This is a genomic window from Streptomyces violaceusniger Tu 4113 (assembly GCF_000147815.2).
GTDB lineage: Bacteria > Actinomycetota > Actinomycetes > Streptomycetales > Streptomycetaceae > Streptomyces > Streptomyces violaceusniger_A.
In genome coordinates this window covers 8,698,367-8,724,353 of the sequence record NC_015957.1, presented here as the reverse complement: position 1 = coordinate 8,724,353, position 25,987 = coordinate 8,698,367, and the positions used below count along the sequence as shown (strand labels likewise).

At 72.3% G+C, this 25,987-nt stretch carries 22 protein-coding genes and 1 pseudogene; 11 read left to right on the top strand and 12 right to left on the bottom strand.

Translation table 11 applies throughout. The annotated features are described in order from the left end of the window. The first annotated feature begins 71 nt into the window (after nucleotides 1-71). Nucleotides 72-1,307 carry an RNA-guided endonuclease InsQ/TnpB family protein gene (locus STRVI_RS35875; RefSeq protein WP_014060466.1) on the top strand — a complete coding sequence of 412 codons (1,236 nt, stop codon included), beginning with the start codon at nucleotides 72-74 and terminating at the stop codon, nucleotides 1,305-1,307. Between the two features lie 13 nt (nucleotides 1,308-1,320). On the opposite strand, the gene STRVI_RS35870 is transcribed toward STRVI_RS35875, so the two are convergent. From STRVI_RS35870 to STRVI_RS35840, 7 genes are all read right to left on the bottom strand, one after another. After that, nucleotides 1,321-2,670: a cytochrome P450 gene (locus STRVI_RS35870; RefSeq protein ID WP_014060465.1), complete on the bottom strand. Its 1,350-nt coding sequence runs from the start codon at nucleotides 2,668-2,670 to the stop codon at nucleotides 1,321-1,323. After that, complete coding sequence (locus STRVI_RS35865; RefSeq protein ID WP_251982808.1) at nucleotides 2,667-3,410, bottom strand: GTP-binding protein; 744 nt, start codon at nucleotides 3,408-3,410, stop codon at nucleotides 2,667-2,669. The genes STRVI_RS35870 and STRVI_RS35865 overlap by 4 nt, the downstream gene beginning before the upstream one ends. After that, entirely contained in the window at nucleotides 3,394-3,759 is a 366-nt protein-coding gene (locus STRVI_RS35860) for a DUF742 domain-containing protein (protein ID WP_014060463.1), read from the bottom strand. Before STRVI_RS35860 ends, STRVI_RS35865 begins: the two co-directional genes overlap by 17 nt. Beyond that, nucleotides 3,756-4,205 carry a roadblock/LC7 domain-containing protein gene (locus STRVI_RS35855; RefSeq protein WP_014060462.1) on the bottom strand — a complete coding sequence of 150 codons (450 nt, stop codon included), beginning with the start codon at nucleotides 4,203-4,205 and terminating at the stop codon, nucleotides 3,756-3,758. Before STRVI_RS35855 ends, STRVI_RS35860 begins: the two co-directional genes overlap by 4 nt. Continuing rightward, nucleotides 4,205-5,623: an ATP-binding protein gene (locus STRVI_RS35850; protein WP_043240922.1), complete on the bottom strand. Its 1,419-nt coding sequence runs from the start codon at nucleotides 5,621-5,623 to the stop codon at nucleotides 4,205-4,207. Before STRVI_RS35850 ends, STRVI_RS35855 begins: the two co-directional genes overlap by 1 nt. 102 nt (nucleotides 5,624-5,725) lie before the next feature. Further along, complete coding sequence (locus STRVI_RS35845) at nucleotides 5,726-7,162, bottom strand: sensor histidine kinase (protein ID WP_014060460.1); 1,437 nt, start codon at nucleotides 7,160-7,162, stop codon at nucleotides 5,726-5,728. 4 nt (nucleotides 7,163-7,166) lie between these two features. Further along, nucleotides 7,167-7,844: a response regulator transcription factor gene (locus STRVI_RS35840; RefSeq protein WP_014060459.1), complete on the bottom strand. Its 678-nt coding sequence runs from the start codon at nucleotides 7,842-7,844 to the stop codon at nucleotides 7,167-7,169. Between the two features lie 173 nt (nucleotides 7,845-8,017). On the opposite strand from STRVI_RS35840, the gene STRVI_RS35835 reads away from it, so the two are divergent. The 4 genes from STRVI_RS35835 (at nucleotide 8,018) to STRVI_RS55745 (ending at nucleotide 13,182) form a co-directional block, all read left to right on the top strand. Then, nucleotides 8,018-8,641: a hypothetical protein gene (locus tag STRVI_RS35835; protein ID WP_014060458.1), complete on the top strand. Its 624-nt coding sequence runs from the start codon at nucleotides 8,018-8,020 to the stop codon at nucleotides 8,639-8,641. A gap of 109 nt (nucleotides 8,642-8,750) precedes the next feature. Next, on the top strand, nucleotides 8,751-9,413 hold the full coding sequence (locus STRVI_RS35830; protein WP_043237060.1) for a maltokinase N-terminal cap-like domain-containing protein: 663 nt from the start codon (nucleotides 8,751-8,753) through the stop codon (nucleotides 9,411-9,413). A gap of 257 nt (nucleotides 9,414-9,670) precedes the next feature. Further along, nucleotides 9,671-12,334, top strand: coding sequence for a fibronectin type III domain-containing protein (locus tag STRVI_RS35825; RefSeq protein ID WP_014060456.1), 2,664 nt, complete (start codon nucleotides 9,671-9,673; stop codon nucleotides 12,332-12,334). A gap of 113 nt (nucleotides 12,335-12,447) precedes the next feature. Continuing rightward, a complete protein-coding gene (locus STRVI_RS55745) occupies nucleotides 12,448-13,182 on the top strand; it encodes a TIGR04222 domain-containing membrane protein (protein WP_014060455.1) in 735 nt (244 codons plus the stop codon). A 7-nt stretch (nucleotides 13,183-13,189) separates the two neighbouring features. Here the strand turns inward: STRVI_RS55745 and STRVI_RS35815 are convergent, their stop codons facing one another. Further along, on the bottom strand, nucleotides 13,190-13,549 hold the full coding sequence (locus tag STRVI_RS35815; protein ID WP_014060454.1) for a cupin: 360 nt from the start codon (nucleotides 13,547-13,549) through the stop codon (nucleotides 13,190-13,192). Nucleotides 13,550-13,673: 124 nt separating this feature from the next. On the opposite strand from STRVI_RS35815, the gene cutA reads away from it, so the two are divergent. Beyond that, nucleotides 13,674-13,997 carry a divalent-cation tolerance protein CutA gene (gene cutA, locus STRVI_RS35810; RefSeq protein ID WP_014060453.1) on the top strand — a complete coding sequence of 108 codons (324 nt, stop codon included), beginning with the start codon at nucleotides 13,674-13,676 and terminating at the stop codon, nucleotides 13,995-13,997. A 61-nt stretch (nucleotides 13,998-14,058) separates the two neighbouring features. Here the strand turns inward: cutA and STRVI_RS35805 are convergent, their stop codons facing one another. The 3 genes from STRVI_RS35805 to STRVI_RS35800 all read right to left on the bottom strand — a co-directional run bounded on the left by STRVI_RS35805 (nucleotide 14,059) and on the right by STRVI_RS35800 (nucleotide 15,424). Beyond that, complete coding sequence (locus STRVI_RS35805) at nucleotides 14,059-14,754, bottom strand: SanA/YdcF family protein (protein WP_014060452.1); 696 nt, start codon at nucleotides 14,752-14,754, stop codon at nucleotides 14,059-14,061. Nucleotides 14,755-14,822: 68 nt separating this feature from the next. Continuing rightward, on the bottom strand, nucleotides 14,823-14,963 hold the full coding sequence (locus STRVI_RS55160; protein ID WP_251982807.1) for a hypothetical protein: 141 nt from the start codon (nucleotides 14,961-14,963) through the stop codon (nucleotides 14,823-14,825). 104 nt (nucleotides 14,964-15,067) lie between these two features. Then, a complete protein-coding gene (locus tag STRVI_RS35800; RefSeq protein ID WP_014060450.1) occupies nucleotides 15,068-15,424 on the bottom strand; it encodes a hypothetical protein in 357 nt (118 codons plus the stop codon). 127 nt (nucleotides 15,425-15,551) lie between these two features. Between STRVI_RS35800 and STRVI_RS35795 the strand changes: the two genes are divergently transcribed. Then, nucleotides 15,552-16,538 (top strand): adenosine deaminase, encoded by a 987-nt coding sequence (locus tag STRVI_RS35795; protein WP_014060449.1) that lies wholly within the window; start codon nucleotides 15,552-15,554, stop codon nucleotides 16,536-16,538. A gap of 36 nt (nucleotides 16,539-16,574) precedes the next feature. Here STRVI_RS35795 and STRVI_RS35790 read toward each other — a convergent pair whose 3' ends face one another. After that, complete coding sequence (locus STRVI_RS35790) at nucleotides 16,575-18,971, bottom strand: molybdopterin-dependent oxidoreductase (protein WP_014060448.1); 2,397 nt, start codon at nucleotides 18,969-18,971, stop codon at nucleotides 16,575-16,577. 262 nt (nucleotides 18,972-19,233) lie between these two features. On the opposite strand from STRVI_RS35790, the pseudogene STRVI_RS49245 reads away from it, so the two are divergent. The 4 genes and pseudogenes from STRVI_RS49245 to dnaG all read left to right on the top strand — a co-directional run. Then, a pseudogene (locus STRVI_RS49245) lies at nucleotides 19,234-20,088 on the top strand (sirohydrochlorin chelatase); the annotation flags it as partial. A 515-nt stretch (nucleotides 20,089-20,603) separates the two neighbouring features. Further along, nucleotides 20,604-21,965 carry a deoxyguanosinetriphosphate triphosphohydrolase gene (locus STRVI_RS35780; protein ID WP_014060446.1) on the top strand — a complete coding sequence of 454 codons (1,362 nt, stop codon included), beginning with the start codon at nucleotides 20,604-20,606 and terminating at the stop codon, nucleotides 21,963-21,965. Nucleotides 21,966-22,301: 336 nt separating this feature from the next. After that, nucleotides 22,302-23,597 (top strand): NAD(P)/FAD-dependent oxidoreductase, encoded by a 1,296-nt coding sequence (locus STRVI_RS35775; protein ID WP_014060445.1) that lies wholly within the window; start codon nucleotides 22,302-22,304, stop codon nucleotides 23,595-23,597. A 75-nt stretch (nucleotides 23,598-23,672) separates the two neighbouring features. Beyond that, on the top strand, nucleotides 23,673-25,631 hold the full coding sequence (gene dnaG / locus STRVI_RS35770; protein WP_014060444.1) for a DNA primase: 1,959 nt from the start codon (nucleotides 23,673-23,675) through the stop codon (nucleotides 25,629-25,631). Nucleotides 25,632-25,987 lie beyond the last annotated feature (356 nt).

The window sequence follows — 25,987 nt, the reverse complement described above, 5'->3', positions numbered from 1 at the left end:
GGGGCTCCTTCGTGGATACCCCGGCCTTCAGGCCGGGGAGGAAACCAAGCTCCTGCGGAGCGGGGCAGGGAATGGCGAATCGACGCCAGGGCGATTCGGTGTCTGCGGTCACCGGCCGGGCGTTCAAGTACCGCTTTTACCCCACGGACGAGCAGGCGGCTGAGCTGTCGCGCACGTTCGGCTGTGTCCGCCTCGTGTACAACAAGGCGTTGGAGGAGCGCACGCGGGCCTGGTACGGCGAGCAGCGCCGCATCTCCTACGTGCAGTCCTCCGCCGCGCTGACGCAGTGGAAGAAGAACGAGGAACTGGCCTTCCTGGCGGAGGTGTCCTCCGTCCCCCTCCAGCAGGCGCTGCGCCATCTTCAGACGGCGTTCGGGAACTTCTTCGCCAAGCGGGCCAAGTACCCGCGCTACACGTCGCGGAAGAAGTCCCGGGCGTCGGCCGAGTACACCCGCAGCGCCTTCACGTGGCGCGACGGGCGCCTGACGCTGGCGAAGACGGCCGACCCGCTGGACATCCGCTGGTCCCGTCCTCTCCCGGAGGGTGCGGAGCCGACGACGGTGACGGTGTCCCGCGACAGCGCGGGCCGCTGGTTCGTCTCGATGCTCGTCGAGGACACCGTCGCCCCTGCCCCCGCCACGAACGCGGCGGTCGGCCTGGACGCCGGGATCACCTCCCTGGTGACCCTGTCCACCGGGGAGAAGATCGCCAACCCCCGGCATGAGCGGCGCGACCGGGCCCGCCTGGCGAAGGCGCAGCGGGAGCTGTCCCGCAAAGCCAAGGGGTCCGCGAACCGGGAAAAGGCGTGCCGGAAGGTCGCCCGCGTGCACGCGCGGATCACCGACCGGCGCCGGGACTTCCTGCACAAGCTGACCACTCGGCTCGTCCGTGAGAACCAAACGGTCGTGATCGAGGACCTGGCCGTCCGTAACCTGCTGAAGAACGGCCGTCTCGCGCGCGCCATCTCGGATGCGGCCTGGACGGATCTGCGCATGATGCTGGAGTACAAGTGCGCCTGGTACGGGCGTGAACTCGTGACGGTCGACCGCTGGTTCCCCAGCTCGAAGCTGTGCGGGGCCTGCGGCACGGTTCGCGAGAAGCTGCGGCTGAACGTCCGTGAGTGGACGTGTGACTGCGGCGCTGTGCATGACCGCGACGTGAACGCGGCACGCAATATCCTGGCCGCCGGGCTGGCGGTGTCTGCCTGTGGAGACGGTGTGAGACCTCAACGGGAGTCCTCCCGGACGGGGCGGTCGTCGGTGAAGCAGGAACCTCAGCGGGCGACCGCTGGAATCCCCCGCCTTTAGGCGGAGGAGGAAGTCAACTGCGTTCTCCTGCGGGGGAGTGTGAGGTCGGAGGAGCCGTGGAGCCGGAGGACCGGGCCGGGCAGTCGGACGTCCGGGCCGGGGAATCGGAGACCCGGTCCGTGGAGCCGGACGTCCGGCCCGGGGAGTCGGCCGCGAGCTGCGGCGCCGAGAACCGCACCGGCAGCTTCGCCAGCCCCTTGGACCACGGCGAGGTGATCCACGGAAGCTGCTCCTCCGGCACCGCGATCTCCAGATCGGGCAGCCGGTGGCGCAGGGTGTCCACGGCGGTACGGGTGATCAGCCGGGCCGGATCCCGTGCCGGGCAGGTGTGCGGGCCCGCGCCGAAGGCGAGGTAGGAGCGGTTGCCGACCACCGGCCGTCCGTCCTCGGGCAGCACCTCCGGGTCGGCGTTGGCGCCCGCCAGGCCCAGGATGAGCATGTCCCCGGCGCGGATGTCCTGGCCGCCGAAGCGCAGATCGCGGGTGGCGTAGCGGCCGGGGAAGTTCTGGGTGGGCGGCTGGCGCCACAGCACCAGGTCCAGGGCGTCGTCGACGGTGAGATGGCCGTGGGTCAGCGAGGAGCGGAACGCGGGGTCGGTGAGCAGGATCTGGATCGTGGAGGCGATCCAGTTCACGGTGGTGTTGTTCCCCGCGACGATGATCACCACGAGGTTGTGCAACACCTCCTCGTCGCTGAGCCCTACGGGGTGCTCCAGCAGCCAGGACGTCAGATCCGCGCCCGGCCGCCGCTTCTTCCCGGCGATCAGCTCCAGCAGGATCTGGCCCATCCGCTTGTTGGCGCCGGTGGCGGCCACGGTCGGGGCGACGATCGTGGTGAGCGTCTCGACCAGCCGCGCCCCGTTCTCCTCGTCGAGCCCCAGCAGTTCGGTGACGACCTGCAGCGGCAGGAGACGCGCGTAGCTCTCCACCAGATCCGCCGCGTGCCGGTCGGCGAACCCGGCGACCAGCCGCTCCGCGGTGGCCCGCACCGTACGGATCAGCTCATGGCCGTTGACCCGCCCCAGCGCGTCGGCCACCGCCGAGCGCATCCGGCGGTGCGCCGCGCCGTCGGCGAACAGCAGCGCCGGGCGCCAGCCCACCAGCGGCATCAGCGGTGAGTCGGCGGCCAACCGGCCCTCGCGCAGCGGGCTCCAGCGGCGCGGGTCATGGGAGAAGTACTGCTCGTCGCGGGTGAGATGGAGCAGCTCGCGGTGGCCGATGACCAGCCATGCCTCGACCCGGGGCGCGATCTCCACCGGGACCACCGGACCGTGGTCGCGCCGCATCCGCTCGTACAGGTCGGTCAGCGGACCGTCGAGCGTGGTTCCGTACAGCGGCACCCGGGTAGGGGCCGGGGCGGTCATGACGCCTCCGTGAGCGTCTCGATCAGATGCGAGACGAGCGAGATCAGCGCCTTGACCGAGGACTGGTGCTCCCGGGCGTCACAGATGACCAGCGGGGTGTGCGGGAGCAGATCGAGCGCGGAGCGCAGATCGTCCTCGCTGTGCGGCGTGCTGTCCGGGAAGGCGTTGACCGCGACCGAGAACGGCACATCCAGGTCCTCCAGATGCCCGATCGCGTCGAAGGAGCCCTCCAGATCGCGGGTGTCGACCAGTGCGAGCGCGCCCAGCGCGCCGCGCGCCAAGTCCTTCCAGGCGGGGAGGAACCGCTGTTGGCCGGGGGTGCCGAAGAGATACAGCACCAGCTCGCCGCCGAGCGTGATCCGCCCGAAGTCCAGCGCGACGGTGGTCGTCGTCTTCGACGGCCGCACCTTGGTGTCGAGCCGGGCCCCGGCCTGGCTCATCGTCGCCTCGGTGGAGAGCGGCTTGATCTCCGACACCGTGCCGATCAGCGTGGTCTTGCCGACGCCCATCGGGCCGACCACCAGGATCTTGGCGGCCCCGGCCACGCTGGGCTGCACGTACATGACGGGGGTGTCGTCCATGTCGTCCATGTCGTCCGTATCGCCCGTCTCGTCCGTCTCGCCTGTCTCGTTGGTGTGGTCTGTGCGGGTCGTGCGGTCCGCGTCGCCCTGGCGGGCCGTGGGGTTCGTCTGCGTTGTGCCGTCCGTACCGGCCATCGAGATCTCAGAGCTTGCTCTCAAGCCCATCGAGCACCTTCCTCAGCAAGTCCAAATCGGCACGTTTTCGCTTGACCACCCGGATCGGCGGACGCGCCACGATGTGCCCCCAGTCGATGAGATCCGCGAGCAGCACCTGCACCACGGCCGGCGGCTGACCGAGATGGGCGGCGACCTCCGCCACCGACAGCAGCCCCTGGCAGTGGTCGGCGATCCGCCGGTACTCGGGCTGCATATGCGGCGGCAGCGCGCTCCCGGACGCCATGACGAGCGTTTCCAGCGGCAGAGCATCCCGTGAGGAACCGGCGCGCCCCCGTGTGATCACATAGGGGCGCACCGCGGCCGTCGTGCGTTCCTCGCCGGGCGAGCTCATGACGCCGGGCGGCCCATCGGGTCCCGCGGCTGACTGCTCAGATGGGCACCGATCTTCGCGACCAGTAACTGCATCTGCTGGGCCACCAGGCCGACATCCGTCTCGGTGTCGGTGGCCACCCCCAGCGAGGCGCCCTGACCGGCAGAGGTGAACAGCACGAACCCGCTGTCGGATTCGATCATGAGCTGCCGCACCCCCGCCTTCTCGCCGAACAGCAGCGACACGGTGGACTGGCTGGTCACCGTCAGCGCGGCACAGGCGGCGGCCAGCGACTCGGCCTCGTCCACGCCGAGCCGGGACACCTCGCCGGACAGCCCCTCGGCGGAGTCGTGGCCCATGCGCAGACCGTCCTCCGAGACGACGACGGCATGCCGCACCCCGGGGATCCCTGTCAGCGGACGCAGCATCCATCCAACATCGGGCAATTTGGATATGGTTCCGGCCACTACCGGCCTCCTTCTCGGTCTTCTCGGTCCGGACTCTTTTCCTCCGTCAGCGGTACGGCTCCGGCTCCGGCTCCGTCCTCCGCCTCCGCTTCCACCCGTCCGCGGCGGGTGCCGGAGACGACGCTGGTGATGGAGGCGCGGGCGGCCTCGGGCGTCCAGGAGGCGCCGGCCCGTGAGGTGGGCTCGGCGCGGGCCGGGGCGCCGGAGGCGGTGGCCACATCGGCCGTGTCGGCCGTGGCGGTTCCGGCGGCCGGGCGGCGGCGGTTGCGGCGCCGGGGCAGCCCGGTGCCGAGCGGCGCGGGGGCCTCGGGCGCGTCGTCCGCGGACAGGCCGTTGAGCGAGCCGCTCCCGGCCGGGTCGGCGGCGGCCGGGCCGAGGCCGGTGCCGCCCGCGTCGTGGCTCACCGTGCCGACGGTCACGGGCTCCACGACCACCGGCTTGTGGTCCGCCGCCCGGACCGCGCTCGTCGGCTCGGTCAGCAGCCGGTGCGGTACGAAGACCACCACCCGGGTACCGCCGTACGCCGAGGCCGTGGACAGCTCCACCCCGAAGCCCAGCTCCCGCGACCAGCGCCCGACACAGGCGAGCCCCAGCCGCGGCACGGCGCCCAGTTGAGCCAGGTCCAGACCGTCCCGCAGTTGGCCCACGGCCTTTTCCAGCACGTCCGGCGGCATGCCGAGCCCGGCGTCGTCGATCTCGATGACCGCGCCCGCCGCGACCTCCCGGACGGCGACCGCCACCTGGGTGCGGGAGGGGGAGAAGACCGTGGCGTTCTCCAGGAGTTCGGCCACCGCGTGCATCAGGCCCTCCACGGCGGGTGCCACCGCGTAGAGGGTCTGGCCGCCGTGGACGTCCACCCGGCCGAACTCCACGATGCGCGACTGCGCGCCGCGCACACAGTCGAAGAGCGACACCGGCCGGGTCTCCCGCCGCGCCGGCCAGATCCCGCACATCACCAGCAGCGTCTGGGCCTTGCGGGTCATCTGGGCGGCCGCGTGGTCCGCCTTCATCACCTCGCCCATCAGCCGCGCGTCCTCGACATGCTGCTCGAGGCCGTCGAGGACCTGCTGCTGCACCATCGACATGGCGTGCATATTGCGGGCCACGGACTCGAACGACGCCTGGACGGAGTCGCGCAGCCGCCGCTCCCGGCGCGCCGCCTCGTCCAGATCGCTCTGTACGGCGGCCAGCCGCGTGACCTCTTCGCCGCGCTCGGCCGCCAGCGCGCGCTCGCGCGCGGTATTGGCTCGTTCCCGTTCGGAAACGGCTCGTTCTCGCTCGGTCGCCGTACGCGCGTCAGCAAGCGCGCGACGGAGTCTGACCACCCAGGTGAGGCACAGCGACAGCACCAGTACCAGCACCGCGGACGCGGCCACGACGACGGCCTCCGTCCCCGACAGCACCTTTGACACCTCCATCTGGGACACGGCCAGGAAAGGGCAGATACTACTGACCAACTGATCAGTCTGGTCCGGTAGTTGCCAAACTCTCACGAGTGAGACGTCGCGTCCGCACCGGGGTCAGGGTTGGGCGACGTCCGTCCGCGGCAGACACAACAGCAGGCGAGCCCCGCCCCGCGGGCTGGTGAGCACCGTAAGGGTGCCGCCGTGGGCGTGAGCGATGTCATTGGCGATGGCGAGCCCGAGACCGGTGCCGCCGTCCTGACGGGCCCGCGCGTCATCCAGCCGGGTGAACCGCTCGAACACGCGCTCGCGGTCGGCTTCCGGGATGCCCGAACCGTCGTCGTCCACGGCCAGTTCGACCCGGCCACCGCGGACCGCCACGGTGATCGAGACGGTGGTACGGGTGTGCCGCCGGGCGTTGTCGGCGAGGTTGGTGAGCAGCCGGGACAACTGCACCCGGCTGCCGGTCACGACGGCCGCCCGCTCCTGCTCCCCGGCCAACGTGAGCGCGCCCGGGTGGCGCCGTACCTCTTCTTCCGCCAGCGCGCCGAGATCCACCGCCGCGGTGCGCGGCGCCTCCTGCGCGTCGAGCCGGGCGAGCAGCAGCAGATCGGAGGCGACGGCCTGGAGCCGGTCGGTGTCGCGCAGCGCCTTGTGCACGGCGGCCGGCCAGTCGGTACGCGACGGGCGGGCCAGGACCAGTTCGAGCTGGGCGCGCACGGCCGCGATGGGGCTGCGCAGCTCATGCGAGGCGTCGGCCACGAACTGCCGCTGCCGGGTCATGGCCCGGTGCAGCCGGTCCAGTGTGGCGTTCATGGTCCGGGCCAGCCGGTGGATCTCGTCCCGCGCCCGGGGCACCGGCACCCGGCGATGCAGATCGCGCTCGGTGATCTCGGTGAACTCCTGCCGCATCGCGGCGACCGGGCGCAGGGCGCGCCCCACGAGCAGCCACGTGAGCCCCGCCACGAACAGCACCAGACCGGCGGCCGCGGGGGCGGCCTGGCGCAGCAGCAGACCGGTGGCGTTGTCGACGGCGGTGGTCGAGGGGCTCACCTTCACGCTGTAACGCTGCCCGGCCTGGACGGGCTCGAGGGGCTTGGCCGGAAGCATCGTGGAACCGGCCGCGTCCTGCGGGGTGGCCTCTGTCTGCTGCGAGCCGGTCTCTGTCGGCATGGTGGGGGTGACCGTCCGGCCGGAGACGTCCTTGATCGTCACCGCGCCGGGGGCGACGATGAGCGCCCGCTGTGGCGCGGGGCGGGTCTGCGCCAACTGACCCTTGATCGCGACGGCGGCGTTCCTGGCGTCCAGGTCGGCGCTGGCGCGGAGGTTGTGCTGCAGGGCCAGCACCAGGGCCAGCATGCACAGCCCGATCGCGAAGGCGACGGTTCCGGCGGCCGCCAGCACGGCCTTGGCGCGCACGGTCAACCCGGACGTCAGGCGCGGGCGGCGGCGTCCGGTGTCCCCCGGGACCTCGCCGTCGGCCGTGTGCCCGATGTCCTGCCGGACGTCCTGCCCGACGTCCTGTCCTCCGACATCCGCGCTGATGTGCCCCACCGTCTCACCCTCCGTCGCGGGCCAGCAGATAGCCCGCGCCCCGTATCGTGCGGATCGACTGCCGGCCGTACGGCACATCGATCTTCCGGCGCAGGCTCCGGATGTAGACCTCGACGAGATTGGCCCCGCCGTCGTACGCGGTGTCCCACACGCTCTGCACGATCTCGGACTTGGAGACCACCTGGCCTGCGCGCCGGGCGAGGTACTCCAGCACGGCGAACTCCTTGGCCGTCAGCGTGACCTCCTCCTTCCCCCGCGCACAGGCCAACGCCGCGGGCTCCAGCCGCAGATCGCCCAGCTCCAGTACGTCGGGCCGGTCCAGCCCGCCGCGCCGCACCAGGGCCCGCACCCGTGCGATCAGGACGACGAAGGAGAACGGCTTGGTCAGATAGTCGTCCGCGCCCACGTCGAGCCCATCGGCCTCGTCGTACTCGCCGTCCTTGGCGGTGAGCATCAGGATCGGCGTCCAGTCGCCCTTCTCGCGCAGCCGCGAGCAGAGCTGATAGCCGGAGCACCCGGGGAGCATCACATCCAGCACGATCGCCGCGTATCCGCCGGAGCGGGCGAGCGCCAGGCCGCTGAGCCCGTCCGCCGCCGTCTCGATGGTGAAACCCTCCTGCTCCAAGCCCTCGGTGAGCAGTTCGCGGAGCCGGGCGTCGTCTTCCACCACCAGTATGCGCACGCGGTCAGGATGGCATGGGCAAGCTGAGGCCCCGCTGAACCGGGCACCGGCTTCAGCGGGGCCTCAGGCGGTTCAGCGAGGACTCAGCATCGGTGCGCCACGGTGAGTGCGCCGACGGATCAAGGGTCCTTCGGCAGCCAGTTCCACTCCCCGAATGAAGGAGAGCTGTGCCCATGTCTCGTTTCCTGCCTCGTGCCACGTCCGCGAAGCGGCGCGGTGTCGTGCTGGCCATGGCGGCCGGTGCCCTGGCGCTGGGTGCCTCGGTCCCCGCCTCGGCGTCGTCCTCGTCCCACTCCTCGGCGTCGGCCTCCGCCTCCAACGCGAAGTCGAAGCCCGGTGACACGGTCATCTGCCGGGTGGTGCACGGCAAGGCCGTCAAGCGGGCCAACGCCAAGCCCGCCAAGTCCACCAAGTCGGTCGAGCTGACCGAGGTGGGCAAGGCCACCGCGGCGGTCAAGGCCGACGGCAAGAAGGCCACCGTGGCGCCGAAGGGCGGCGCCCGCGGGCACGGCGACATCTGCGCCATCCCCACCATCCCCACTATCCCGGGCAAGCCCGGCAAGGTGTGCACGATCGTCATCGTCAAGGGCAAGGCTGGGAGCAAGGACGACGTCTCCGCCGTCCCCGCCCACCCCACGACGCCGACCAAGCCGGTCAAGCCGGGTAAGCCCAGTGAGCCGGCCAAGCCCGGTAAGCCGGCCGAGACCTGCAAGGTCGTGGTGGTCAAGAAGGCGCACCGCACCGACGACCGGTCCGCGACCGCGACGAGCGCGGCGGTCGGGGCGACCCGCTCCTGAACCACTGGCCGGCCCGTGGGGGGATCGGCCGGCGGCCCGGCGCGCACGGCGCGCCGGGCCCTCGCGCGTTCCGTGGGAAGCACACGCCGGGGCACGGCGTTCTCCCGTCATGTCGATCATTCACAGGACCACGATGAGTCCGACCAAGACGGAACTGCTCACGGCCTGGCTGCCCGGGCAGCCGTGGTACGCCGCCGCCCAGCGCGCGCCGGAGCTGTCCCGGGCCGGTGGCTTCCGGCTGGACGACCCGGAGGGCGAGGTGGGCATCGAGTTCATGGTGGTGCGGGACGACGCCGGTGATCGGCCCGCCTGGTACCACGTACCGATGACCTACCGTGCGGCGCCGCTGGATGGAGCCGAGCAGGCCCTCGTCGGCACGACCGAGCACGGGGTGCTGGGGCAGCGGTGGATCTACGACGGGGCGCACGACCCGGTACTCGTGGGCCAGTTGCTCGCGCTGCTCCAGGGGCGCGCCGAGCCGCAGGCGCAGAGCCTGTCCGACACCCCCGACCCCTCAGTCACCGCCGAGGTGACCGGAGCCGGGTTCGAGATCCCGGCCGGGGCCGCCGAGGCGTCGGCCGTCGCGAACGGGCCGGACGGCACCCGCCTGCTGCTGGGTGACGGGGTCGCCCTCCAGGTGACGCGCGTTCTGCGTCCGGAGTCCGGTGCGGAGACCGCCGGGGTCCGGGGTCATGTCAGCGCGGGCTGGCGGCTGTCGGAGGACGACGAGGCCCGCGGCCGGTTCGCCATCCTCTACGACACGGTGTCCTGACGCACCATTGGTCGGGGTCGGGGTCGGAGTCGGGGTCGGGGCCGGGGGCAGGAGCGGGAGCGTCGGCGGTGGCCGGTGCTCCCGCCGCGCTTATGAGGCCAGCACCAGGCCGATAGATCCAATGAATTGACGTCTTAGGGGCGAAGCTAGCCGGATTCTGCCGTCTATATTGACGTGTTCCTCTTATAGATCCTACCTTTCCCGGGGCCACTCCACGAGTTCCAGCAGGGTTCCAGCAAGGTTCCGCAGGGAGGGACATGTCGGAGTACGTACGCCCACGCACCCGGACCGCCCGCAAAGCCCCCGCATTCGCCGCAGTTGCGGCCGTCCTCGCCACCCTCGGCGCCGCCTTCGGCGGCACCGCCGACGCCGTCGCGCGGGCGCCCCGCCCCGCCCCCGATGTGTATGTCGCGCCGAGCGGCGACGACCGCGCGCCCGGCACCCGCACCGCCCCCGTCCGCACCCCCGAGCGCGCCCGCGACCTCGTACGGCAGCGCACCGACCGTCTCGCCGCCGACCTCACGGTGCACCTCGCGCCGGGTACGTACCGCCTCGCCCGCCCGCTCGTCCTCGACTCCCGTGACTCCGGGGGCAACGGACACCGCGTCGTCTGGCAGGGCAGCAAGGGCACCGTGTTCAGCGGCGGCCGGGCCGTCCAGCACTGGAAGCCGGTCAAGGGCAGGTCCGGGCTGTGGTCGGCCCCCGCGCCCGCCGGGCTGGACAACACCCGGCAGTTGTACGTGAACGGCGTGCGCGCCCAGCGGGCGCGCGGGCCGATACCGGTGACGCTCAAGTCCACCGCCACCGGCTACACCGCGTCCGCCGACACCCTCGCCCGCTGGCGCAACCCGTCGGACATCGAGTTCGTCTACCCCAGCGGTGAGGCGCTGTGGAACATCCAGCAGTACGGCCTCGGCCCCTGGACCGAACCGCGCTGCCCGATCGGCTCGATGAGCGGCACCACCGTCACCATGGCCCAGCCGTGCTGGGACAACTCCACCAAGCGCGTGGAGTTTCCCGACATCCCCGGCCGCAGCATCAACATGGTCGGCCCCGGCAGGCTCACCGGTGACGCACTGCCCGGCTATGTCGAGAACGCCTACGAGGTGCTCGACCAGCCCGGAGAGTGGTACCTCGACCGGCACACCCGCACCGTCTACTACCGCCCGCGCGCCGGGGAGAACCCGCGCACCGCGGATGTGGAGGCACCGGTCCTGGAGAAGCTGGTCGACGGGCGGGGCACCGGGAGCGCGCCGCTGCACGACATCGCCCTGCGGGGCATCCAGTTCTCGTACGCCACCTGGCTCACCCCCTCCTCGTCCGAGGGCTTCTCCGAGGTGCAGGCGGGCTACACGGTGACCGGCGCGGAGGGCTGGAGGACCCAGGGGCTGTGCGAATACACCCCGGGCGGCACCTGCCCGTACGCGTCCTGGACCAGGATGCCCGGCAACGTGGCCATCAGCCACGGCCGCGACCTGGAGTTCTCCGACAACGCCTTCGTCCACCTCGGCGCCGCCGGGCTCGAACTCGGCACCGGAACACAGAACACCACCGTGCGCGGCAACGTCTTCACCGATATCTCCGGCAACGGCATGGAGATCGGCGGGGTCGACGCCCCCCGGCCCGGCAGCGACGCCGACCTCACCCGCAAGGTGTCGGTGACCGACAACCACCTCTACGCGCTGCCCCGCGAGTACCACGGCGGTGTCGCCATCCTCAACGGCTACACCCAGAACAACACCATCGCCCACAACCAGATCGACCATGTCGGCTACTCGGCGATCTCCCTGGGCTGGGGCGGCTGGCCCGACAAGATCGGCAAACCGGCCACCGCCAATGTGTCGCACGACAACTCGGTGGCCGACAACCTCATCCACGACTACATGCAGGCCCTCGACGACGGCGCGGGCGTCTACACCCAGGGCCTCACCGGCAGTTCCCTCGACAACGGCGAAAAGATCACCGGCAATGTCATCCACGACGGGTGGGGGCTGGGCCGGACCATCTACACCGACAACGGCTGCACCTACGTCACGGTCGAGGGCAACGTCCTCTACGGCGCCCAGGCCAACGTCCTCAGCGCACACGTCGACTACCGCGACAACCTCGGCAACAACGACCCGACCCGCATCGTCGGCAACTACTGGGAGCAGGGCGACCGCGACGGGAACGACAAGGGCGTGGTGACCAGCGGCAACCACATCCTGGCCGACCCCTCGAAGGCACCGGCCGGCATCGTGGCCGCGGCCGGTCTCGAACCCCGTTACCGAGGGCTGCTCGGCCGCACGTTCGCCACTCGCTCCGTACCCGAAGCACCCACCCGCGTGGGCGACTTCGCGGCGGACGGCTCGGCGTACGTCACCTGGAACCCGTCGTACGTCGATGGCGGGTCGCCGGTCACCTCGTACACCGTCACCGTCACCGCCACCAACGGCGCCCACACCGTCTCCACCACCGTCCCGGCGGCGCGCTTCAAGCGCACCGCGTACGCGGTGGTCGACGGGCTCACCAACGGCACGCCGTACACGGTGACCGTCGCGGCCCGCAACCGGGTGGGGCAGAGCGAGCGGTCGCTGGCCGCCGCCCCCGTCACGCCCACCGCCGACGGCTCCGGCGCCCTGCCCGCCGTCTCCACCGGCGTGAAGGTCAACGCGGAGGCCACGGCCGCCAGGCTGTCCTGGACCCCGCCCAAGACCACCGGCGACACCCCGGTCATCGGCTACCGGATCACCGTCTCCGACGGCCGCACCGTCACCGTGACCGGCCGCGACGTCCTGGTCGCCCAGCCCCGGGCCAAGGGCATGCTGCGGGTGATCGGCAAGCTGCGCCCATCCACCGCGTACACCTTCTCGATCGCGGCCCTGACGGCCACCGGAACCGGCCCGTCCGCCGAGGCGTCCGTCACGACCCCGTCCGGATAAGGGCGGGAAAGCTCAAATCCCGCTCTGAAACCATGTCGATCCGGGTTCATCACCGTTCAGAAGGACAAAACTGACGGTAAGTGAGTAGTTCGGATGGACTCGGATGGACATGGATGGACGGGGGCATTCCGATGTGGGCCATATCCAGACGCCCCGCCTCGGCGGAGCCACAGAAGGCGGCGGGCCAGCCACTGGACCTCTATGACATCGCCTATCTGGTGGGCGGGCGGCGGTGGGTGATCCAGACCCTCCTGATAGCGCTTCAGGAGCGGGACGCGATCACCCTCCGGCGCTCCCGGATACACGCCAAGGCGGGGGAGGCCGGACACCCGGTCGAACGCGCGCTCATCGCGCTGTGCCCCCGCCCGAAGCCGGTGGACCATGTGGTTCCCACGCTGCTCCACGGACCCGAGCTGAAGGCGATCCGGGACCGGCTCGCCTCCGGCGGTCTGCTCACCCGTCTCCGGGGCCGCCCCACCCGCACGGGCCGACGCCGCGTGGAGGCGGCCGTGCGGGAGGGAGCGCTCCCCTCGTACGTCTTCCACGGCCCCGTCGTCCTCCCGGAGCCGGTGCGGCGCAAGGCCGTCAGCGCGGCGATACCGATCCCGAACGGCGATCCGGCCTACTGGGAGCGGCACGTCCTCATCGCCTACGACCCCGGCTACCCCGACTACGAGTCCTTCTACGAGACGCACTCGTGGGGCGACGACCGCAGCGGAGGCCATGGCGGAGGCCACGGCGGTGGATACGGCGACCACGGCGGTGGTTACGGTGGCGGCCACGATGGTGGCCACGGCGGCGGCCACCACTCCTGCGGCGGCGGTGGTGGCGGGGGCGGCAGCGACTAGGCCGCCGTCAGGCGGTGGCCGCGTCCTCGTAGGGGGTGGGACAGCCGTGCGTGGCGGTCACGGCGGTCAGCAGCACCACCGAGTCCTCCAACGCCCGCAGCCCATGCCGCTCATGCGGGATCTCCTGCACCTGGCCCGCGATGAGATCCATCCGGTCACCGCCGCCGGTCAGCCGTACATGCCCGTGCAGCACCTGGAGACTGGCCGCCGGAGGAGCGTTGTGCTCATCGAGCTCGCAGCCGGAGACCATGGCGATCACGCTCTGCCGCAGCGGACCGTCGTGCAGGAACAGATGTGCGCTGCGCCCGTGCGGATCGGCCTTGGCCTGGTCCAGATGGTGGCGCGCGAGCGTGGTGAGGTCATCCATGAGAGCCCCTCGATCGGTCCGGTCTGATCGTCGGCGGGTTCCCTCAATCCTCACCGGCTAGCGTGGTGGGCGCCAGTTCGCAGCCGCGCAGTACGACCGCGCCGTGGAGAGAGGTACCGCAGCAGTGGCCGACTACCTGACCGTACTGACCACCACCGACACCCCCGAGAAGGCCGAGGTGCTGGCCCGCGGGGCGATCGAGGCCCGGCTGGCGGCCTGTGCGCAGATCAGCCAGCCCGTGACATCCGTGTACCGGTGGGAGGGGGAGGTCGAGACGGCGGCCGAGTGGCAGGTGCTGTTCAAGACGACCGCCGCGCGCTACGACGAGCTGGAGGCCCATATCCGCGAGGCGCACGACTACGAGACGCCCGAGGTCATCGCGATGCCCATCGTGAACGGCAGCGAGGACTACCTGGCGTGGGTGGTGTCGGAGACGACGATCGGCTGACGGCGACCGGCGACCCGGCGACCGGCGACCGGCGACAGGGGCGAGGGCCGCGGCCGACCGCTCAGCGGGAGCCGGAGGACCCCCGCCCCGCCAGCGCCCGCTCGATCCCCCGCTCCCGCGGCCCCAGGAAGTGCGGGTCCGGCTCGAACGTCGCGTCCAGAGCCGCCTTGCCCGCCGCCACGACCTCCCGCGTCCCACCGAAGTACCAGGTCACATCGTGCGGCTCGGCGACCGCGACCCCGTACGCGTCGATCCCCGCCGCCCCGCACAGCGCCAGCGCCCGCCGGACATGGAACCCCTGGCTCACCAGCACCGCCTTGTGCACCCCGAAGACCCGCCGGGCCCGGCTGCAGGAGTCCCAGGTGTCGAACCCCGCGAAGTCGCTCACGATCCGCCGGTCCGGCACCCCGCGCTTGACGAGATACGCGCGCATCGCGTCCGGTTCGTCGTAGTCATGGCGGCTGTTGTCCCCGGTGACCAGCAGCGCATGGACCCTGCCGTCCTTGTAGAGCCGTACGGCGGCGTCCAGCCGGTGCGCCAGATACGGCGACGGCTCCCCGTTCCACAGCCCCGCCCCGAAGACCACCCCCACCGGGGCCGAGGGCACATCGGCGACCGTACGGATCCGGTCGTCCGTGCTCAGCCGCAGCCAGGTCGCGGGGAGCAGGGCCAGTACGCAGACGAGAACGCCCCCCTGCACCAGCCGCCGCCACCCCCGCCGCGTCCGCGGCAACCGCCTCCGCACCCACCCCAGCATGCGCTCCCCCTCTTCGCATCACCGATCCGGTCGCGCTGTGGGACGCGGGAGAGGGGGTGGCGGTTGCCTCACCCGGCCCAGGTGACGTTAACCACCGCGATCAGTTGCTGGCTGGGCACCGGCAGGAAGTACAGCAGCCCCACATCCAGGAAGGCCAGATTGCGCAGCCGGTGGCCGGCACCCACCTCTGTGGCGTCTCTCCCCAGCACGGCCAGTTCATGGGCGAGTCATTCCACTTCAGTGACGACATGCGGCGGAAGACCACCCACGACGTGTTCCGCGTCCGGGTCGTACTCCCACCTCCACGCATCGCTCATGCGCCGATCTCCTCGCCCGCGGCCCGGAGGATGCGGCCGATCTCACTCGCCGCCGCGCGAGCCTCCTCCGGGTCGGCCAGCGGATCCGCGGCCAGGTCCTCACAGGCATGGAAGCGGGCGGCGCGCTGTGGCCAGCGTTCGATATTGACGACGGTTCCCCAATGCGCGGTGAAGGCTCTCAGCGGCCCCACACTGCTGGTGCGCTGCGCGCTGGTTGCCGCGCTCGTCAGGTGTTCGTTCAGTTCTGGGAGGCGACTCGGAACGATCTGGGCGACTGCCGCCCGAAGCGCGTCCGGAGTCAGCGACGGCATGGGGATCAGCGGAGCGCTCGCCTCGGTCGGCTGACTGCTCACGGTGACCTTCTGTGTCCCTGAGTGCACTGCTGGCGACGCCGAGCCTAGCGCTCGGGGCGGGTCTGCCGCCCGGATAGGCTGAGTGACTCACTCCCCCCGTCAGCGAAACCAGCAGGTGATCCCCTCCATGCCCCCGATCCCCACCGCAGAGCTCCATCTCCACATCGAGGGCACCCTGGAGCCCGATCTGGCCTTCGCACTCGCCGAGCGCAACGGGGTCGAGCTGCCGTACGCCACCCAGGAGGAGCTGAAGGCCGCGTACTCCTTCAGCGACCTCCAGGACTTCCTGAACCTCTACTACGCGCTGATGACCGTGCTGCGCACCGAGGACGACTTCGCCGACCTCACCAACGCGTATCTTGCCCGCGCCCGTGCGCAGGGTGTGCGCCATGCCGAGATCTTCTTCGACCCGCAGGCGCACACCGCGCGCGGCGTCGAGATAGACACGGTCATCCGCGGGATCACCCGCGCGCTGGACGCGGCGCCGGAGACGTACGGCATCACCACGCGCCTGATCATGTGCTTCCTGCGCGACGAGAGCGCCGAATCGGCCCTGGAGACCTTCGAGGCGGCCCGCCCCCACCTGGACCGGATCGCCGCGGTCGGCCTGGACTCGGCGGAGGTAGGGAATCCGCCGTCGAAGTTCCGCGAGGTGTACGCGCTCGCGCGGGAGGCCGGGCTGAAGTGCGTCGCGCACGCGGGGGAGGAGGGGCCGCCCGCGTATGTGTGGGAGGCGCTGGACATCCTCGGTGTGGACCGCGTCGACCACGGGGTGCGCTGCCTGGAGGACGAGGCGCTGGTGGCCCGGCTGGTCGCGGACCGGACCCCGCTGACCGTCTGCCCCCTGTCGAACGTCCGGCTGCGCGTCGTGGACCGCCTGGAGGACCATCCGCTGCCCGCGATGCTGGACGCCGGTCTGCTGGTGACGGTCAACTCCGACGACCCCGCCTACTTCGGCGGCTACGTCGGCGACAACTTCACCGCCGTACGGGACGCGCTCGGCCTCGACGAGACGACCCTGCGCACCCTGGCCCGCAACTCCTTCGAGGCCGCCTTCCTGGACGAGGGGACGCGGGCGGCGTACCTGAAGGAGGTCGAGGGCTGGACCCGCTGAGCCCCGCTGAGCCCTGGGGCGATCAGCGCTCGGCCCTCAGCCCTCGGCCAGCTCCAGCCGCACCGCGCACACCTTGAACTCCGGCATCCGCGACACCGGATCCAGCGCCGGGTTCGTCACCGTGTTGGCCCGCCCCGGCCCCGCCCAGTGGAACGGCATGAACACCGTGTCCGGCCGGATGTCCCGGCTGATGCGGGCCGGGGCCACGGCGCGGCCGCGCCGGGAGACCACCGCGATCGGCACCCCCTCGGCCGCCCCCAGCCGCTCGGCGAGCAGCGGGTGGAGCTGGACGTAGGGGCCGGGTGCGGCCTCGTTGAGCTCGGTGACCCGCCGGGTCTGGGCGCCGGACTGGTACTGGGCCAGCACCCGGCCCGTCGTCAGCAGCACCGGATACGCCGCGTCCGGCTCCTCCGCGGCCGGGCGATGGCTCACGGGGGCGAAGCGGGCCCGCCCGTCGTCGGTGGCGAACCGGTCGAGGAACAGCCGCGGCGTACCGGGATGCGGACCGGGATGCCTACTGGGCGGACTGGGCCTCTCCCCGCCCTCGGGGTCGGCCTCCGCGCCCCCAGGGTCGGCCCCGTGCGCGCCCTGGGGGCGGGCGCCCTCCGGGTCGGCCCACGCACGCTCGGGGTCGGCCCCCGCGCCCGCCGAGCCGGTTCGCTGCGCCCTCTCGGAGGCCCCCTCCACACTCTCCCAGCCGGTCCCCGCCGCGCCCTTACGGGCGGTCCCCGCCGCGCTCTTACGGGCGGTCTCCTCCGCGCGCTCCGGACAGGGCCAGAACACCCCGTCCTCCTCCGCGATCCTCCGATAGGTGATGCCCGAGTAGTCCGCCGGGCCGCCGGCCGAGGCCCGCCGCAGCTCCTCGAAGACCTCCTCCGCGTCGGCCGGGAACCCCTTCTCCCAGCCGAGCCGGGCCGCGAGCCCGCTCAGCACCCACAGATCCGTCCGGACGCCCGGCGGCGGGGTCAGCGCCGCCCGGCGGAGGATGACCCGGCCCTCCAGGTTGGTCATGGTCCCGGTCTCCTCGGCCCACTGCGCCACCGGCAGGACCACATCGGCGAGCGCGGCGGTCTCCGAGAGCACGACATCGGCGACCGCCAGGAAGTCCAGTGACCGCAGCCGGGACTCCACATGGGCCGCACGCGGGGCGGAGACCAGCGGGTTGGAGCCCATCAGCAGCAGTGCCCGGACGTCCCGCCCGAGCGCGTCCAGGAGTTCGTACGCGCTGCGCCCCGGCCCGGGGAGGGCGTCGGGTTCGACGCCCCATACGGCCGCCACATGGGCGCGCGCGGCGGGGTCGGTCAGCTTGCGGTAGCCGGGTAGCTGGTCGGCCTTCTGGCCGTGTTCGCGGCCGCCCTGGCCGTTGCCCTGGCCGGTCAGGCAGCCGTAGCCGGACAGCGGGCGGCCCGCGCGGCCGGTGGCCAGGCACAGGTTGATCCACGCGCCGACGGTGTCGGTGCCCTTGGACTGCTGCTCGGGGCCCCGGGCGGTCAGCACCATCGAGTTCTCGGCGTCGCAGAACATCGTGACCGCCTTACGGAGGTCAGGGAGGGGGACGCCCGTGATCCGCTCCACCAGCTCCGGCCAGTGGGCCATCGCGGCGGCCCGCGCCTCGGGCCAGCCGCTGGTGCGCCGTTCGACGAACTCCTCGTCCACCCGGCCCTCCGCGACCACCAGGTGCAGCAGCCCCAGCGCGAGCGCGAGATCGGTACCGGGCCGCGGCGCCAGATGCAGATCCGCCTGCTCCGCCGTACGGGTGCGCCGGGGATCGACCACGATCAGCCGGCCGCCCGCCTCCTTCAGCTCGGTCAGATAGCGCAGCGCGGGCGGCATGGTCTCGGCCAGGTTCGAGCCGACGAGGACGACGCATCCGGTGCGGGCCACGTCCGCCAGCGGGAACGGCAGCCCGCGGTCCAGCCCGAAGGCCCGCTGATGGGCGGCGGCGGCCGAGGACATGCAGAACCGGCCGTTGTAGTCGATCTGCGGGGTGCCGAGCACCACGCGGGCGAACTTCCCCAGCGCGTACGCCTTCTCGTTCGTCAGCCCGCCGCCGCCGAAGACCCCCACGGCGTCGCGGCCGTACGCCCGGCCGGCGGCCTCCAGGCCCTCGGCGATCCGGTCGAGGGCCTCCTCCCAGGTGGCCGGTTCGAGCCGACCGGAGTCAGGGCGGCGAACCAGCGGCTCGGTCAGACGCACCCGGGAGGAGAGCACGGCGGGCGCGGTGCGGCCCTTACCGCAGAGCGCGCCGCGGTTGACGGGGAAGGCGGTGCGCTCGATGACCTCGACACCACCCGGCTTCTCGTCCGATCCGCCGCCCGGTGGCACCGGGCGCAGCGTCATCCCGCACTGGAGCGAACAGTAAGGGCAGTGCGTGTCGACGGGGGCGGGGTCGGGGGCGGGGTCGGGGGAGTGCTCCCCGGGAACGTGCGCCATGCCAAGGAGCGTGCTACGGCCGTGTTACGGCCCGCGTCGCCGCGGATTACGCCTGCGGGAAGCGGACCTCAGCACGGGGCCCGGCGGCCGGTGAAATCGACGCAATCACCCGTCACGGCCGCGCAACGGCGATGCAATCTGCCGCTGCCAGGCTCTGGCCATGACGCCCCACGCCGGTTCTCCTGGCCCCGACGGCACGGCCGATATCAACGGCACGGCGGATATCGACGGCACGGCGGACTTCGACAGTGCCCAGCGGCTCATGACCCGGTTCACCGCACAGCTCACCACCCAGCTCGACCGGCTGGGCCACGGCAACCGCCCTGGCGGCCACCCCGGCAGCCGCCACGACGTCCGCCGGGGTGGCCGCGACCGCCCGCCGACGCTCGTCGCCGTCGCCCACGGCAGCCGGGACCCCGAGGCGCTGCGCACCGTGACCGCGCTCCTGGACCGCGTCCGCGCGCTCCGCCCCGGACTGCCCGTACGTCTCGGCCATATCGAGCTCAACCAGCCGCTGCTGACCGACACGCTGGCCGCGCTGCGCGGTGAGGCCGTGCTCGTCCCACTGCTCCTGAGCCGCGGCTACCACACCAAACAAGACATCCCGGACGCCGTCGCCGCCGCACCCCACCTCGCTGCCCGGATCGCCGCCCCGCTCGGCCCGGACCCGCTGCTCGCCGAGGCGCTGCACGCCCGGCTGGCCGAGGCAGGCCACCGGGCCGGGGCTCCGTACGGCGCGGGCGCGGCGGCTCCGTACGGGGCAGGCGTCGCGGGCGTCGCGGCTCCGCACGGGGCAGGCGTACCGGCTCCGCACCGGGCGGGCGTCGTTCTGGCCGCGGCGGGCTCCCGCGACCCGGACGCGGCCGTCGACGTGGCCCGGACCGCCGCCCTGCTCAGCGCCCGGCTCGGCGGTGTGCCCGTCCTGCCCGGCTACGCCTCCGGCTCCGGGCCCACCGTGCCCGAGGCCGTACGGGCCCTGGCCGCGCTCGGCCATGACCGGATCGCCGTCGCCTCCTACTTCACCGCACCCGGCCGCTTCGCCACGCAGTGCGCGAACGCCGCCCAGGGCGCAAGCGCCACGCAGTGCGCAAGCGTCGCCCCGGGCGTGCACGCTGCCCCGGGCGTGCACGCCGCCCAGTGCGCGAACGCCGCCCAGTGCGCGAACGCCGCCCCGGGCGTGCACGCTGCCCAGTGCGTGCACGCTGCCCAGTGCGCGAACGCCGCCCAGTGCGCAAGCGTCGCCCCGGGCGTGCACGCTGCCCAGTGCGCGAACGCTGCCCAGTGCGTGCACGCTGCCCAGTGCGTGCACGCCGCCCCGAGCGTGCACGCCGCCCCGGGCGCGAACGCTGCCCAGTGCGCGAATACCGCCCAGTGCGCAAGCGTCGCCCCGGGCGTGCACGCTGCCCAGTGCGCGAACGCTGCCCCGGCCGCGAACGCTGCCCAGCGCGCGAACGCCGCCCAGCGCGCGAATACCGCCCAAGGCGCAAGCGTCATCCAGTGCGCGCACGCCGCCCCCAGGATCGCGGCCGCCCCGCTCGGCGCCCATCCGGCGGTGGCGCGTCTCATACTGCGCCGGTACGAACAGACCCTCGCCTTTGCGCCCTTGTCACCACCGGCGGCTACCGTCGGTGTATGAGTCGCAGCGCACCCCCTGAACCGGATCCGGCCCCTCCGACCGGTGCCCCCGAGGCCGACACCGGCCACGTCCCCGGCTATGCCCCGGCGGACCTCGAGCGCTGGGCGCCGGAGCCCGACAAGCGGCCGGGCCGGACCGCCTTCCAGCGGGACCGGGCGCGGGTGCTGCACTCCGCCGCGCTGCGCAGACTGGCCGGGAAGACCCAGGTGGTGCCCGCCACACCGGCCGCCGACCCCGGGCCGGCCGGGCGCGCCCTGGCCTACGACGCCACGCCCCGCACCCGGCTGACCCACTCCCTGGAGTGCGCCCAGGTGGGCCGTGAGCTGGGGGCCGCCCTCGGCTGCGACCCGGATCTGGTGGAGACGGCCTGCCTCGCTCATGACCTCGGCCATCCGCCGTTCGGGCACAACGGCGAGCGGGTGCTCAACGAGATCGCCGAGCCCTGCGGCGGCTTCGAGGGAAACGCGCAGTCGCTGCGGCTGCTGGCCCGGCTCGAGCCGAAGCGGTTCGTGCCCGGCCCGGAGGCCGGTGAGCCGGTGAGCGTCGGCCTCAACCTCACCCGCGCCGCGCTGGACGCCGCCACCAAGTACCCCTGGCCGCGCGGCGGCCATCCGTACAGCCCCCGCTCCCCGAAGTTCGGGGTCTACGAGGACGACCTCCCGATCTTCGCGTGGTACCGGCAGGGTGCCCCCGAGGGCCGTACGACCTTCGAGGCGCAGGTCATGGACTGGGCCGACGATGTCGCCTACTCCGTCCACGACGTCGAGGACGGGCTGCACGCGGGCCATCTCGACCCCGCGAGCCTGCTCTCCGAGCCCGAGCGCCGCGAGGTCTTCGCCGTCGCCGCCGACCGGTACGCCCCGGGGGCCGAGCCCGGGGAGCTGGCCGAGGCGCTGGACCGGCTACTGGGCCAGGAGTGGTGGCCGCACCGCTACGCCGGCTCGTCCGTCGCCCAGGCCCGCCTCAAGGACGCCACCAGCCAGCTCATCGGCCGCTTCTGCCTGGCCGCCGAGGGCGCCACCCGCGCGGCGTACGGCGCGGGCCGCTTCACCCGCTACCACGCCGAGCTGGTCGTCCCCCGCGCCGCGCGCCTGGAGTGCGCGGTCCTCAAGGCGGTCGCCGACCGGTATGTCATCCAGCGCCCCGACCAGGAGCTGGTCCGGGCCGATCAGCGGGTCGTCATCGCCGAGCTGGGCGATGCCCTGATCGCCCGCGCCCCCGAGGGCCTGGACCCCCAGTTCCGCGCGCTCTTCGACGCGGCCGGGGACGACCGGGGCCGGCTGCGGGCGATCGTCGACCAGATCGCCTCCCTGACCGACACCTCGGCCCGATGGCTCCACGCCCGGCTCACCGCGTGAACCGCCGCCCGCCGGATCCGGCTCGCGTGCACACGTCCGGCGTACGTGCCCTTCCGAACGCACTCGCCGTGCGGGAGGCTCCCCTGTGACACAGCTTTCGGCACAGCTTTCGACACAGGTTGCCGCAGAGCTTTCGGCACAGCTTTCGACACAGGTTGCCGCAGAGCTTTCGGTACAGCTTTCGGCACAGGTTTCGGGCACGGATTTTCGGCACAGCCTCTGGCACAGCCATGGGCTCAGCATTTGGCACCGCTTTCGGAGAGCACGACCTGACGCGACCGGGGTAAGGCACTCATAGAGGCATAGAGGCACTGCTCGGCAGCGAGGAGGACACAAGTGGTCGACGCACACCAGACATTCGTCATCGTCGGAGGGGGGCTGGCCGGGGCGAAAGCCGCGGAAACCCTGCGAGCGGAGGGCTTCACCGGGCGGGTGATCCTCATCGGTGACGAGCGCGACCACCCCTATGAGCGGCCACCGCTGTCCAAGGGCTTCCTCACCGGCAGCCAGGAGCGCGACAGCGTCTTCGTCCACGAGCCCGCCTGGTACGCCCAGGCCGATATCGAGCTCCACCTCGGCCTGCCCGCCGTCCACCTGGACCGCGCCGCCAAGGCCGTGACCCTGGGCGACGGCACCCGGGTCCACTACGACCGGCTGCTGCTGGCCACCGGCGCCGAGCCGCGCCGCCTCGACATCCCCGGCACCGATCTGGCCGGGGTCCACCATCTGCGCCGGCTCGCCCACGCCGAGCGGCTCAAGGGCGTCCTCACCACCCTCGGCCGGGACAACGGCCAACTGGTCATCGCGGGCGCGGGCTGGATCGGCCTCGAAGTCGCGGCCGCCGCGCGCGGCTACGGCGCCGAGGTGACCATCGTCGAGCCCGAGCCCACCCCGCTCCACCCCGTCCTCGGCCCCGAGCTGGGCGCCCTCTTCGCCGACCTCCACAGCGAGCACGGCGTCCGCTTCCACTTCGGTGCCCGCCTTACCGAGATCACCGGCCAGGACGGCATGGTGCTGGCCGCCCTCACCGACGACGGCGAGGAGCACCCCGCCCACAGCGTTCTGGCCGCCATCGGCGCCGCCCCGCGCGCCGCCCTCGCCGAGGCCGCGGGCCTGGAGGTGGTGGACCGCGCGGCGGGCGGCGGCATCGCGGTCGACACCTCGCTGCGCACCAGCGACCCGGACATCTTCGCGGCGGGCGACGTCGCCTCCGCCCCGCTCGGCTTCCTCGAGGGCACCCCCGCACGGGCCGCCCTCCCGCAGAGCGCCCGGCTGCGCGTCGAGCACTGGGCCAACGCCCTGAACGGCGGCCCGGCGGCGGCCCGCGCCATGCTCGGCCAGGACGTCGCGTACGACCGGGTGCCGTACTTCTTCTCCGACCAGTACGACGTCGGCCTGGAGTACTCCGGTTACGCCCCGCCCGGCTCGTACGACCAGGTGCTGGTGCGCGGCGACGTCGGCAAGCGGCAGTTCATCGCCTTCTGGCTGAACGACGGCCGGCTGCTCGCGGGCATGAACGTCAACGTCTGGGACGTCACCGAATCGATCCAACGGCTCATCCGCGGCGGCCACCAGCTCGACACGGCGGCCCTGGCCGACCCGTCCGTCCCGCTGACCTCGCTGCTCCCGTAGGCCCTGGGGCGCGCTCCCACCGGGGTCCGGCAGGCGACGGACAGCCGTGTCGGACCCCGGCCGTAGAATTCGGGCGTGGCAGGCAGGATCAACGATGACGACGTGAAGGCGGTCCGGGCAGCGGTCCCGATCGACGCCGTCGTGTCCGAATACCTCCAGCTTCGCAATGGAGGGGGTGGCAATCTCAAGGGCCTGTGCCCCTTCCATGACGAGAAATCCCCGTCCTTCCAGGTCAGCCCCAGCAAGGGGCTCTATTACTGCTTCGGCTGCCAGGAGGGCGGCGACACCGTCGACTTCGTCATGAAGATCGACCACCTCTCCTTCGCCGAGACCATCGAGCGGCTGGCCTCCCAGGCCGGCATCACCCTGCGCTATGAGGAGGGCGGCTACACGCCCGGCCGCCAGCAGGGCGAGCGCACCCGGCTGGTCGAGGCCCATAAGGCGGCCGCGCAGTTCTACGTGGAGCAGTTGGAGCGCCCCGAGGCGGAGATCGGCCGCACCTTCCTGGCCGAGCGCGGCTTCGACCAGGCCGCCGCGCAGCACTTCGGCGTCGGCTACAGCCCGGCCGGCTGGGACCACCTCGTCCGCTATCTGCGCGGCCGCGGATTCACCGACAAGGAGCTGATCCTCTCCGGGCTCGTCCAGGAGGGTCGGCGCGGCCCCATCGACCGCTTCCGGGGCCGGCTGATGTGGCCGATCCGGGACATCTCCGGCGAGGTCGTCGGCTTCGGCGCCCGCAAGCTGCGCGACGACGACAACGGCCCGAAGTACCTCAACACCCCCGAGACCCCGCTCTACCGCAAGTCCCAGGTCCTCTACGGCATCGACCTCGCCAAGAAGGACATCGCCAAGGCCAGCCGGGCGGTGGTGGTCGAGGGCTATACGGACGTCATGGCCTGCCATCTCGCGGGGGTCACCACCGCCATCGCCACCTGCGGAACCGCCTTCGGCGGTGACCACATCAAGATCCTCCGACGGTTGCTGATGGACAACTCGGGCGCGGAGGTCGTCTTCACCTTCGACGGCGACGCGGCCGGGCAGAAGGCGGCCCTGCGCGCCTTCGAGGACGACCAGAAGTTCGCAGCCGAGACCTATATTGCGATCACGCCGGGCGGCATGGACCCGTGCGAACTGCGGCTTGCGGAGGGCGACGAGGCCGTCAGGACATTGGTCGAGACCCGCACCCAGCTGTTCGAGTTCGCCATCCGGCAGATCCTCGCGCGCCACAACCTCGACACGGCGGTGGGGCGCGCCGCCGCGCTGGAGGAGGCAGCGCCCGTCGTCGCCGGGATCAAGAACGGCTCCATTCAGCACGAGTCCGCGGTGCATCTCGCGGGTCTGCTCGGCATCCTCGACACTCAATTCGTCGTACGGCGCGTCTCGCAGCTGGCCCGCTGGGCCCGTGAGCGCGGCCGCGGCTCGGGCGGCGAGCAGCGTGGCCGTCCGGGCGGCGTTCCTGCCGGAGATGGCCCGCAGTACCGCCATCGGCGTGAGCCGGAGGCGCAGGGCGACCCGGGAGCCCCGGCGCCGCCACGCGGCCCCCGCCTGGACCTCCGCAGCCCCGCGCATCTGGCCGAGCGCGAGTTGCTCAAGTGCGCGCTCCAGTACCCCCAACTCGTCTCTCCCACCTTCGATGCCTTCGGTGCCGACGAGTTCACGGCGGCGCCGTACGCCCGAGTCCGTATGGCGATCGCCGAGGCAGGGGGCACGGCGGGGGCTGACGCCGACTACCTTGTTCGGGTCCGTGACGTTGCGCCGGATGACACCGTCCGCGGACTGATCCTGGAGCTCACGGTGGAGCCGTTGTCGCTGCCCAGACGCCGACAGCGCGAGATCGATCGCACGTACGTCGGGCAGTGGCTCGCCGCCGTCAGGCTCCAGGCCGTGGACCGACGGATCGGTGAGGTCCACGCGGGGGTGCAGCGACTGGGGCCATACGCTGATGCGGCGAGCCTCAGCGCCTTCCAGGAAGAGCTGAAGGCGTTGCAGGTATACCGGGAAGGGCTCCGAGTGCGTGGGGCGGAGGCGCTGTAGGTGCGACGCTCACCAGCGCGGCTTCGCACCCACCCCAACGGCTCCGGTGGGGCCCTCTGTCCGGGCGCGGCAGTGCTATGCGGGGCTCGGAGCGGGTTCGGCCAGTCCCTCCGGGACCGGTGCGCGGCGGCGCTGTAGGGCGACAATCCCTCCGGGATCGGGATCGGGATCGGGATCGGGATCGGGATCGGGACCGGGACCGGGGGCGTGGCGGCGCTGTAGGCCGAGCCCGCCGCACCATCGGCATCCCTGTGGGACGTGGGCACCTTCTGGCCGCGCGGCGCGGGGCGGCGGGCGGTCAGGGCCGGTGGACGGGTTCCGGTCAGCCCGTTCGTGCCTCGGCGGGCGGGCGGTTG